This window comes from Nonomuraea corallina (assembly GCF_027620315.1).
Lineage (GTDB): Bacteria > Actinomycetota > Actinomycetes > Streptosporangiales > Streptosporangiaceae > Nonomuraea > Nonomuraea corallina.
The window spans coordinates 1-10932 of the sequence record NZ_JAPNNL010000218.1; the positions used below are offsets into that span (position 1 = coordinate 1).

Genomic DNA, 10932 nt, shown 5'->3' on the forward strand with positions numbered 1-10932 from the left:
GCCCCGGGCGGGGGGCCCCGCCACCCGGTCGCCTGGTGGGCATGGTCGGGCCGGTACACGCCGGGCCCGCCGTTGCGGGCCACCTCCCTGCTGACGGTCGACGTGGGCCGATCGAGCCCACGGGCGATCTCCGCGTATCCGAGCCCTTCGGCCAGCCCGGCGGCGATGCGCCTCCGGTCCTGCCAGGTCAGCCTGCTTCCCGGCATCCCCACCTCCCGTAACCGGTCCCAGTATGCGTTCGCCGCCAGCCCATTGCAACGCGGTGGCGTACCGAGCTTGCGTTCACCGCCACCGCCATTGCACTGATTCGCCGAATCTCCCAGCAAATAGGGCGATCTGCTTACTTTTCCGTTGCCGTCATCGGAAACGCAACGTAGCTTCACGCCCAGATGAACGAACAGGAAGGGCGATGGGATGAACACGGCGGAAGAGGTCGTGCTGGACGTGGAGGGCCTGCGCATGCGCTACGGCACCACCGACGTCCTGCGTGAGGTGACGTTCCGGGCGCGGCGCGGCGAGGTGCTGGCCCTGCTCGGCCCGAACGGCGCAGGCAAGACCACGACGATCGAGATCCTGGAGGGATTCCGGATGCGCTCGGCGGGCCGGGTCTCGGTGCTCGGCGCCGATCCCGCGCACGCCACCGAGGACTGGCGGGCCAGGATCGGCGTGGTCCTGCAGTCCTGGCGCGACCACGGCAAGTGGCGGGTCCGCGAGGTGCTGGCGCACCTGGGCGCCTTCTACGCCGGCTACACGACCGAGCGGGTCCCCCGGCCGTGGGACGCCGACGAGCTGATCGCGGCGGTCGGCCTGACCGGGCACGCGGACAAGAAGATCCGGATGCTCTCCGGCGGCCAGCGCCGCCGCCTGGACGTGGCGATCGGCCTGGTGGGCAGGCCGGAGCTGCTGTTCCTCGACGAGCCGACCGCCGGACTCGACCCGCAGGCCAGACGCGAGTTCCACGAGCTGGTCCGCGGGCTGGCCGGGTCGCGCGAGACCACGATCCTGCTCACCACGCACGACCTGGACGAGGCGGAGAAGCTGGCGGGCCGCATCGTGATCCTCGACGGGGGCAGGATCATCGCCGACGGCACCGCCGAGGAACTCGCCCGGCGCATCACGGGCGAGGACGAGGTGCGCTGGACGCTGGACGGGCAGCGGTTCACCCGGTCCACCCGCGACTCCACCGCGCTGGTCTTCGACCTGTTCGAGCGGCACGGGAGGCGGATCGGCGAACTGGAGGTCCGACGGTCCTCGCTGGAGGACACCTACCTCGCCCTGGTGCGGCAGGCCGAAGGGGCGGCGCGATGAGCCCGGCGGCCGCGGCGGTGCGCGCGGGCTGGACGCGCGGCCTGATCGAGCTGCGGCAGTCGTTCACCAACGGCGCGGAGCTGTTCGCCCACTTCCTGTGGCCGGGACTCACGCTGGCCGTGGCGTGGTGGCTGCGCGACGTGCCGTTCGGCGACAGCGGCTACCCGCTCGGCACCCTGCTTCTGCCGAGCATCCTGGGCATGAACGTGGCCAACGGCATGATCGCCATGAGCCAGCAGCTCACGGCCGAGCGCGAGGACGGGACGCTGCTGCGGGCGAAGGCGGTGCCGCACGGCATGCTCGGCTACCTGACCGGCAAGGTCGTCTCGGTGGCGGGCGGCACGGTGGCCGACCTGGCGATCTTTCTGATCCCCGGGCTGCTGATCGTTCCCGGCCTGGTGACCGGCAACCTGGCGTCCTGGCTGACCCTGGCCTGGGTGGTGGCGCTGGGGCTGGTGGCGACCCTTCCGGCCGGGGCGGTGCTCGGCTCGATGTTCGGCAGCGCGCGGGCACAGGGCCTGATCATGCTGCCGTTCCTCGGCCTGATCGCGATCTCCGGGATCTTCTACCCGATCAGTTCGCTGCCGGGGTGGCTGCAGGGGGTCGCGCAGGTCTTCCCGCTCTACTGGCTGGGGCTCGGCACCCGCTCGGCGCTGCTGCCCGACAGCGCCGCGGCCCTGGAGATCGGCGGGTCGTGGCGGCACCTGGAGACCGCCGCGGCGCTGGGCGTGTGGGCGGTGGCCGGGCTGCTGCTCGCGCCGGTCGTGCTGCGCCGGATGGCCCGGCGCGAGTCGGGCTCGAACGTCGCCGCGCGGCGCGAGCGCGCACTACGGCGGATCGGCTGAGCGCCCGCGCGCCTGAGCGGCGGGTCGGCTGAGCGGCTGAGCGTCAAGCCCTGCATGGCGGATCGGCTGAGCCGCCCGCGAGCCTCCCGCGAGCCGCCCGCGAGCCGCCCGCGAGCCGCCCGCGCGGACGCTCACGGCAGGTGGACCGCCAGATAGCCGTGGACGAGTCGTTTGCACTCGGCGATCAGGTCCCGGTCGCCCTCGGGGTCGACCCGGAAGGCCAGCTTGAGGACCGCGTCGGCGGCCTCGACCGCGACCAGGATCGCGCGGTCGAGCGCCGGCCCTGCGGGCGCGTCGAGCAGGTCGACGGTGATGGCGCGCAGCCGGTCGGCGACGATCGCGTTGTTCTCCAGCGCGGTGTCGAGCATCCGGTCGGTGCCCTCGATGGCGGGGCCGCCGGGGGCGCGCAGGATCTCGCCGAAGTCGACCACGGCGAACCCGGGCGTGGTCCGCTTCATCGCCACGAACTCGTCGATCGCCAGGTCGACCAGGTCGGTCCAGTGGCCGAGCTCGGCGGCGGCGAGGCGCTCGGTGACGCTGTCGAGGAACGCCTCCAGGTTGCGCAGCGCCAGCGCCCGCACCAGCCCGTGCTTGTCGGGGAAGAACTGGTAGAAGGTGCCGATCGGCACCTCCGCGCGCCGGGCGACCTCCTTGGTCGTCAACGCCTCGTAGCCGATCTCGTCGAGGAGCAGCGCGCACTCGTCGAGCATCCGCTCCACCCGCTCCAGGCTGCGGCGTTGAGCCGGACGGCGACGCAAGGTACTCGTCATGTCCCCATCCTGACGCACTACCGGCAGGTAGTGACCGGCTCAGCTAACATGAGCCGCACTCAAGCAGAGGGAGCACGGCATGTTCCTGTGGGGCGCGGCGACGGCCGCCTACCAGATCGAGGGCGCCGCGGAGGAGGACGGTCGGGGCCCGTCCGTCTGGGACACCTTCTCCCGCGAGCCGGGCCGCACCAGGGACGGCCACACCGGCGACATCGCCTGCGACCACTACCACCGCTGGCCGGAGGACGTCGCGCTGCTGGCGGACCTCGGCGTGAACGCCTACCGCTTCTCCCTGGCCTGGCCCCGGATCCAGCCCGCGGGCAGCGGGCCCGCCAACCCCAAGGGCCTGGACTTCTACGACCGGCTGGTGGACGCGCTGCTGGCGGCGGGGATCACGCCGGTGCCGACGCTGTTCCACTGGGACCTGCCACAGGCGCTGGAGGACGGCGGTGGCTGGCTCGCCCGCGACACGGCCCACCGGTTCGCCGAGTACGCCGCGCTGGCCGCCGAGAGGCTGGCCGACCGGGTGCGGATGTGGATCACGCTCAACGAGCCGTTCGTGCACATGGCGTACGGGTACGCGATAGGCGTGCACGCCCCCGGGCGGGCGCTGCTGGTCGGCGCGCTGCCGGCGGCGCACCACCAGTTGCTGGGCCACGGCCTGGCGGTGGGGGCGCTGCGGGCGGCGGGCGCCGGGCAGGTGCTGATCACCAACAACTGCACCCCCGTCTGGTCGGCGTCGGACGCGGAGGAGGACCGGGCGGCGGCGCGGGCGTACGACATCCTGCACAACCGGCTCTTCAACGACCCCGTGCTCCTGGGCGAGTATCCCGATCTGTCGGCGTACGGAGTGGGCCGGTGGGACGTGGTCAGGGACGGGGATCTGGACGTCATCGCGGCCCCGCTGGACGGGATCGGGATCAACTACTACAACCCCACCCGGATCGCCGCCCCTTCCTCCGACGGCCTGCCGTTCGAGGAAGCCGCGATCCCGGGCTACCCGACCACCGCCTTCGGCTGGCCGATCGTTCCTGACGGACTGCGCGAGCTGCTCGTCCGGCTGAAGGACCGGTACGGGGAGGCGCTGCCGCCCGTCTACGTCACCGAGAACGGCTGCTCCCAGGAGGACGTGCCGGGCCCGGACGGCGTGGTCGACGACCGGGGCCGCATCGCCTTCCTGGAGCGGCACGTCGAGGCGATGGAGCGGGCCCGGCGGGAAGGGGTGGACGTGCGGGGCTACTTCGTGTGGTCGCTGCTGGACAACTTCGAGTGGGCCGAGGGCTATCACCAGCGGTTCGGGCTGGTGCACGTCGACTTCACGACCCAGCGCCGCACCCCGAAGGCCTCCTACGCGTGGTTCAGGGACTTCCTGGCGGCCCGTGAGCGGTCAGAACACTGAGACGTGCACGTGGTCGTAGTGGTTGGCCGTCACGCCGCCGCGGTCCGACATCATGTCCCAGCCGCCGCCCGACCTGATGTCGTAGTAGCGCTGCTTCCAGATGATGTACATCACGCCGAGCCGGTCACCGTTGCGGATGAGCCATTCGGCCAGGGCGTCGCCGCGGTCGGCCTCGCCGCCGGTGGCCATGCCGCGGGAGATCATGAAGTCGCAGGCCCGGCCCTTGCCGTGCTCGCCGGGGTCACCGGGGCGCAGGCAGCCGACCCCGTACGGCATCGGGAAGTTCTGCATGACCTCGGCGCGTACGCTGATCATGCGCTGGGTCAGGCCGCCGGCGTTGCCGGGCTGCTGGAAGCCGTACTTGGCGAGCAGCCGGTCGAGCTCGCGCCGCCTGCTCTGGAGATTCTTGATCTCCTTCTCCAGCTTCTTGACCCGGTCGTTGGCGCGGAGCCTGGCCTTCTTGGCGTCCTCGATGAGCTTCTCGACGCCCGCGACCCGGCCGGCCCGTTCCTTGACCATGTAGCTCATGTTGGCCGCCTGCCCGAGCGCCTTGTGGGGGTCGACCTGGCTGCTGAACAGCCGGGTGGTGTCGAGCGGGCCGAGGATGTAGGCGGTCTCGGCCAGGGAGGCCAGCTCGGACTCGGCTGCGGCCAGGCGCCGCTGCAACGAGCCGGAGGTGTCGACGGCCCGCTTGGCCTGGATGCGGATGTCCTCCAGGCTCTGGATGGAGCCTCGGTAGCGGTCGTTGAGCTGGGCGGCCTGTCTGGTGAGTTTGCGCAGTTGGGCGGGGCTGGGATCGGCGACCGCCGGCGAGGGGGCGGGAAGCGCGAGCAGCGCGGTGAGGACGATGGCGAACACGGCCACACGTCCGGCTCTCACGCCCGCCCTCCCCTCGTAGACGTCGGAAACTATAGAAGATGATCTTGAAACCTGTCATCTTAACCCCCGAACTGCTGCCCGGTTAAAGAGATTTGTCGGAATCTGTCCGAGATAAGACATTCATAAAGATTGGGTCTTGCCGAGATCGTCGCACCACATTGAGATGGCGGCGTACGCGTCTCTGCGAAGGGGCAGGAACCTGTGTCTCGTTCACTCACCCTTGTCACGGCCGTGATCCTCGGCTTAGCCACGTCCATGGTCGCGCTGCAGGCCCAGGCGTCCGTGGACCCGCTCCCGCCCGGCGACCGCATCGAGCTCTACCAGCTCGACAGCCCGCCCGGCACCGCCCAGAACCTCAGGGAGAAGGGCTTCGACGTCGTCCACCAGGAGATCGAGAACGGCAAGGAGCACATCGAGCTCACCGCCGCCCAGAACGATCTCGAAGGACTGCGCAAGCTCGGCCACCGGCCCCAGCCGGTACGCAACCCGCAGGGCCAGACCCAGTTGCAGGCGGCCAGGGCCCAGGCGGCGAGCGGCTACACGGTCTTCAAGTCCTACTCCGAGCGCGGCGGCGTCGCCGACCAGCTCAGGAAGATCGCTGACGAGAACAAGGACATCGTCAAGCTGCAGTCCATCGGCAAGACGATCCGCGGTCAGGACATCCTCGCCGTCAAGGTGACGTCCCTGGCCCGGGTCCTGCCCGACGGCGTCAAGCCCGCCACGCTCTACTCGGCTACCCAGCACGCCCGCGAGTGGATCGCCACCGAGACGAACCTGCGGCTGCTCAAGCACGTGGTCGCCAACAAGCGGCAGCTCTCCGACGTGCTGAACAGGACCGAGCTCTGGTTCGTCCCGGTAGCCAACCCCGACGGCTACGACTTCACCTTCACCGAGGGCAACCGCCTGTGGCGCAAGAACCTGCGCGACATCAACGGCGACGGCCGGATCACCGTCGGCGACGGCGTGGACCTCAACCGCAACTTCCCCACGAACTTCCACTACGACGAGGAGGGCTCCTCCTCGGTCCCGAGCAGCGACACCTACCGCGGCGCCGGCCCGGCCAGCGAGCCGGAGACCAGGGCCATGGACGGCCTGCTGCGGCGGGTGCGGTTCGAGATGCAGCTCAACTACCACTCGTACGGCCCGCTGCTGCTCTACCCGACCGGCTTCCAGATCGCCACGGAGACCGCCGACAACCCGATCTACGAGGCGCTGACCGGGAACGACGAGCGGCCGGCCGTGCCCGGCTTCGACCCGGACCTGGGCGCCGAGCTGTACACCACCAACGGCGAGACCACCGACCACGCCCACTCCACGTACGGCACCCTCGCCTGGACCCCCGAGCTGAACGAGGGCTGTGACGGCTGCGGCTTCGTCTTCCCCGACGACGAGGCGCTGGTGCAGGCCGAGTTCGAGCGGAACCTGCCGTTCGCGCTGGACGTGGCCAGGTCGGCCGTCAACCCGGTGGAGCCGGTGACCCACCTGGGCAACACGACGCCGGACTTCGTCCTCGACCCCTTCGAGGTCAGCTACGGCAAGAACCAGACGGTGCAGGTCAACGCCAAGCGCAAGCTCGGCCCGGTGCTGCTCAACTACCAGGTCAACAACGGCCGCACCCAGGTGAAGCCGACCAAGGAGTGGAAGGGCGGCGAGCGGTACGGCAAGGGCTACGACCGCTACTACCACTGGACGCGCGGCCAGGTCACCGGGACCAAGCCGGGCGACACGGTCAAGGTCTGGTTCAGCTCCCTGGGCAAGAAGAGCGCGGCGTTCACGTACAAGGTGCACGACGACATCGGCGGCAAGGTGCTCGTGCTGGCCGCCGAGGACGTCACCGGCCTGAGCCCGGCGCAGGGCGTGACCGAGGCGAAGTACGCCGGCGCCTACGCGCAGGCGCTTCAGGCGGCCGGCTACAGCTCCGACGTGTACGACATGGACAAGATGGGGCGCAAGGCTCCGCACCCGCTCGGCGTGCTCAGCCACTACAAGGCCGTCATCTGGGAGACCGGCGACGACATCATCCCGCGCAGCGCGGGCCAGGTGCCCGGCACCACCTCCAAGGCGGGCGTGGACACCGAGCTGGCCGTGCGCGACTACCTGAACGAGGGCGGCAAGGTCATGCACGCGGGCAAGTACCCGTCGTACGCGGCCAACGCCAACGGCGCCTACTACTACGAGCCCGACCAGCCGGGCCAGCCGGAGTGCGCGGCGCCGAGCGACCCGCCGTGCATCCCGGTGTTCAACGACTTCCAGCAGTACTGGCTGGGGGCCTACGTGTTCTTCGACAACTCGGGCAGCGATCCGGCCACCGGTCAGCCGTACCCGCTGAAGGGCGTGAAGGACGTCTTCGACGGCTTCTCCGGCACGCTGGAGCCGGACGCGCACACCAACGCGTTCGTGGCCACCTCGGCGATCCTGCCCCCGGACCGGTTCCCGCTGTTCGCGAGCTCGGCCCCGATCAAGTGGGACCGGCCGGGCGCCCCGTTCGACCCGCACACCGGTTCGTGGGACGTCTACAGCGGCATCTCCGACGTCGCCTGGAAGCGGCTCACCAAGACGATCGACCTGACCGGCCGGTCGAGCGGCGAGCTGACGTTCTGGACGTCGTACGACACCGAGGCCGACTGGGACTTCCTCATGGTGGAGGCGCACACGGCGGGCGGCGACGACTGGACCACGCTGCCCGACGCCAACGGCCACACCAGCCAGGCGACCGGCAGCAGCTGCCAGTCCGAGTGGAGCACCATCCATCCGTTCACCCAGCGCTACCAGGGCCCGAACTGCGAGCCGACCGGCACCTCCGGCTCCTGGAACGCGGCCTCGGGCAACTCGGCCGGCTGGCAGCAGTGGCGGATCGACCTGACCCCGTACGCGGGCAAGCGGGTCGAGGTCTCGATCTCGTACGTCAGCGACTGGGCCACCCAGGGCGCGGGCGTCTTCGTCGACGACGCGGTCGTCACGCTGGACGGGACGACGGCGGAGGAGACCTCGTTCGAGTCCGACCTGGGCGGCTGGACGGTGGCGGGCCCGCCGGAGGGCACCTCGCCCTCGGTCAACAACTGGGCCCGCACGGACCAGGTGTTCGAGGAGGGCGCGGGCATCACCACCGCGGACACCGTGTACCTGGGATTCGGCGCGGAAAGCCTGCTCGACCAGGCGACCAGGGCCGATCTGGTGAAGCGGTCGATGGCGCACCTGCTCAACGGCCGGCGCTGATCGGCTGAGGAGGGGCACGGCACCCCGGTGCCGTGCCCCTCTTGCGTGCCCCTCTTGCGTGCCCCTCTTGCGTGCCCCTCTTGCGTGCCTGGACAGAACATGATTCGGTCTGCTTGCGAAGCAACCCATCGGTTCCGGCAGGAGGCTCACGACATGCGCCAGCACGACAAGCTGTTCATCGGGGGCGAGTGGGTGACCCCGGCGGGCACCGGCACCATCGACGTGATCAACCCGCACACCGAGGAGGTGATCGGCCGGGTCCCTGACGGCACCGCCGAGGACGTGGACCGGGCGGTGGCCGCGGCCCGGGAGGCGTTCGACCACGGACCGTGGCCGCGCATGACGTTCGCCGAACGGGCGGCCGTCCTCGGCAGGCTGGCCGAGATCTACGCCGAGCGGCAGGGCGAGATGGCCGCGCTCATCACCGAGGAGATGGGCTCCCCCATCACGTTCTCCAACCTCGCCCAGGCGCCGCAGCCGCTGGGCATGCTGAACTACTACGCCCAGTACGGCGCCACGTTCGAGCAGGAGGACCAGCGGCCCGGCGTGTTCGGCCCGGTGACCGTGCGCCGCGAGCCGGTGGGCGTGGTGGCGGCCGTGGTGCCGTGGAACGTCCCGCAGTTCGTCACCATGACCAAGGTCGCGCCCGCGCTGCTGGCGGGCTGCGCGATCGTGCTCAAGCCGGCCCCCGAGACGCCGCTGGACGCGTACGTGCTGGCCGAGATGGCGCGCGAGGCCGGGGTCCCGGCGGGCGTGCTCAACATCGTGCCCGCAGGCCGCGAGGTCAGCGAGCACCTGGTGTCGCACCCGGGCGTCGACAAGGTGGCGTTCACCGGCTCGACCGCGGCGGGCCGGCGCATCGCCTCCATCTGCGGCGAGCAGCTCAAGCGCGTCAGCCTGGAGCTGGGCGGCAAGTCGGCGGCGATCGTGCTCGACGACGCCGACCTGACCTCCTCGATGGGCATGCTCGCGCTCGCCTCGCTGATGAACAACGGCCAGGCGTGCGTGGCGCAGACCCGCATCCTGGCCTCCCGCAACCGCTACGACGAGGTCGTGGACGCGGTGGCGAACATGGTCAGCTCCCAGCCCGTGGGCGACCCCGCCGACCCCGCCACCGGGATCGGCCCCCTGGTGGCCAAGCGGCAGCAGGAGCGCGTCGAGGGCTACATCAAGATCGGGATGGACGAGGGCGCGAAGGTCGTCGTCGGCGGCCTCGACCGCCCGTACGACCGCGGCTGGTACGTCGCCCCGACGGTGTTCGCGAACGTCACCAACGAGATGCGCATCGCCCGCGAGGAGATCTTCGGCCCGGTCCTGGCGGTGATCCCGTACGACGACGAGGCGGACGCCGTGCGGATCGCCAACGACAGCGACTACGGTCTGGCCGGCACGGTGTGGACGGCCGACACCGAGCACGGCATGGAAGTGGCGCGCCAGGTGCGGACCGGCACCTACGGCGTCAACTGCTACATGATCGAGACGGCCGCGCCGTTCGGCGGCTACAAGGCCAGCGGCCTCGGCCGCGAGCTGGGCCCCGAGGGCCTGGGCAGCTACCTGGAGTACAAGACGATCGCCCGGCTCGGCTGACCGGCGGCGAGGGGTCCCGGAGCACGACCGGGCCCCCTCGCCTCAGCGGCGTTCAGCGACCCAGCGCGCCCCCGCGACGCTGGTCCACCGGTCGGCCACAAGAACATGACCGCGTCCCCAGGCCGTGGCGGTTCGCTGCCATCCGCCCTAGGTAGACGTGTCCCGCTCAGGAAAAGTTCGAAGAGATCCACTTTCCGATGCGGCGGATCAGCTCGGGGGTCGCCGCGGCCTCCGCGTGGCCGTACCCTGGCTCGATCCACAGCTCCTTCGGCTCCCGCGCGGCCTCGTAGAGCTGGCGGGCGTGGTCGAGCGGGAAGAACGCGTCCGCGTCGCCGTGCACGATGAGCAGCGGCGTCGGCGCGACCAGCGCGGCGGCTTCGTGCGGCGGCATCGGGATCGGGTCCCAGCGGCCGACGGCGATCCTGGTCCGCTTGGCCACCCTGGCCGCCCAGCGGCCGAGCGGCTGCTCGATCGCCCAGTGGACCTGGCGCATCGGCTTGGTGCCGCGGTAGTACCACCGCGCCGGGCCGCTGACCGCCACCACCGCGTCCGCGCCCTCGCACAGCCCCGCGTGCCGCACCGCCACCGCGGCCCCCATGGAGAAGCCGACCACCGCGATCCTGCCGTAGCCGGCCGCCTTCGCGTGCCGGACGGCGGCGGCCACGTCCAAAATCTCCTTGTCGCCCACCGTGCTCTCGCCGCCGGACCGGCCATGACCGCGGAAGTCGAAGGCGACCACGCCGCCGTAGCCGCTGAGCACGTGCACGATCCGCCGCGCGGACCGCTCCCGCCACGACCCGGTGAACCCGTGCGCCACCACGATCCCCACGTCCGTGGCCCCGGCCCCGCCGGGAGGGGTGTGCGCGGCGTCGATGCGCACCCCGTCGTCGGTCCTGAGTGTGACGGGAAAGCTGGTCGCGAGTGGCAT

General features: G+C 70.9%; 9 protein-coding genes. 5 read left to right on the forward strand and 4 right to left on the reverse strand.

Translation table 11 applies throughout. The features are described 5' to 3' along the window. On the reverse strand, positions 1-206 hold a 206-nt coding region (locus tag OUY22_RS32980; RefSeq protein WP_270159187.1), incomplete at its 3' end, for a helix-turn-helix domain-containing protein. A gap of 208 nt (positions 207-414) precedes the next feature. Between OUY22_RS32980 and OUY22_RS32985 the strand changes: the two genes are divergently transcribed. After that, positions 415-1308 carry an ABC transporter ATP-binding protein gene (locus tag OUY22_RS32985; protein ID WP_270159188.1) on the forward strand — a complete coding sequence of 298 codons (894 nt, stop codon included), beginning with the start codon at positions 415-417 and terminating at the stop codon, positions 1306-1308. Beyond that, on the forward strand, positions 1305-2153 hold the full coding sequence (locus tag OUY22_RS32990) for an ABC transporter permease (RefSeq protein ID WP_270159189.1): 849 nt from the start codon (positions 1305-1307) through the stop codon (positions 2151-2153). The genes OUY22_RS32985 and OUY22_RS32990 overlap by 4 nt, the downstream gene beginning before the upstream one ends. 131 nt (positions 2154-2284) lie before the next feature. Here the strand turns inward: OUY22_RS32990 and OUY22_RS32995 are convergent, their stop codons facing one another. Continuing rightward, complete coding sequence (locus OUY22_RS32995) at positions 2285-2923, reverse strand: TetR/AcrR family transcriptional regulator (RefSeq protein ID WP_270159190.1); 639 nt, start codon at positions 2921-2923, stop codon at positions 2285-2287. 79 nt (positions 2924-3002) lie between these two features. Between OUY22_RS32995 and OUY22_RS33000 the strand changes: the two genes are divergently transcribed. Next, the gene (locus OUY22_RS33000) at positions 3003-4322 is read left to right on the forward strand and encodes a GH1 family beta-glucosidase (protein ID WP_270159191.1); all 1320 of its coding nucleotides are present in this window, start codon (positions 3003-3005) and stop codon (positions 4320-4322) included. On the opposite strand, the gene OUY22_RS33005 is transcribed toward OUY22_RS33000, so the two are convergent. Next, positions 4311-5201, reverse strand: a complete 891-nt coding sequence (locus OUY22_RS33005; RefSeq protein ID WP_270159192.1) for an ATP-binding protein — start codon at positions 5199-5201, stop codon at positions 4311-4313. The two genes, OUY22_RS33000 and OUY22_RS33005, sit on opposite strands and share 12 nt — an antisense overlap. Positions 5202-5432: 231 nt before the next feature. Here OUY22_RS33005 and OUY22_RS33010 point away from each other — a divergent pair, with 231 nt between their 5' ends. After that, entirely contained in the window at positions 5433-8417 is a 2985-nt protein-coding gene (locus OUY22_RS33010; protein WP_270159193.1) for a M14 family metallopeptidase, read from the forward strand. A gap of 153 nt (positions 8418-8570) precedes the next feature. Further along, positions 8571-10004 (forward strand): aldehyde dehydrogenase, encoded by a 1434-nt coding sequence (locus OUY22_RS33015; RefSeq protein ID WP_270159194.1) that lies wholly within the window; start codon positions 8571-8573, stop codon positions 10002-10004. A 166-nt stretch (positions 10005-10170) separates the two neighbouring features. Here OUY22_RS33015 and OUY22_RS33020 read toward each other — a convergent pair whose 3' ends face one another. Next, positions 10171-10932: an alpha/beta hydrolase gene (locus OUY22_RS33020; RefSeq protein WP_270159195.1), complete on the reverse strand. Its 762-nt coding sequence runs from the start codon at positions 10930-10932 to the stop codon at positions 10171-10173.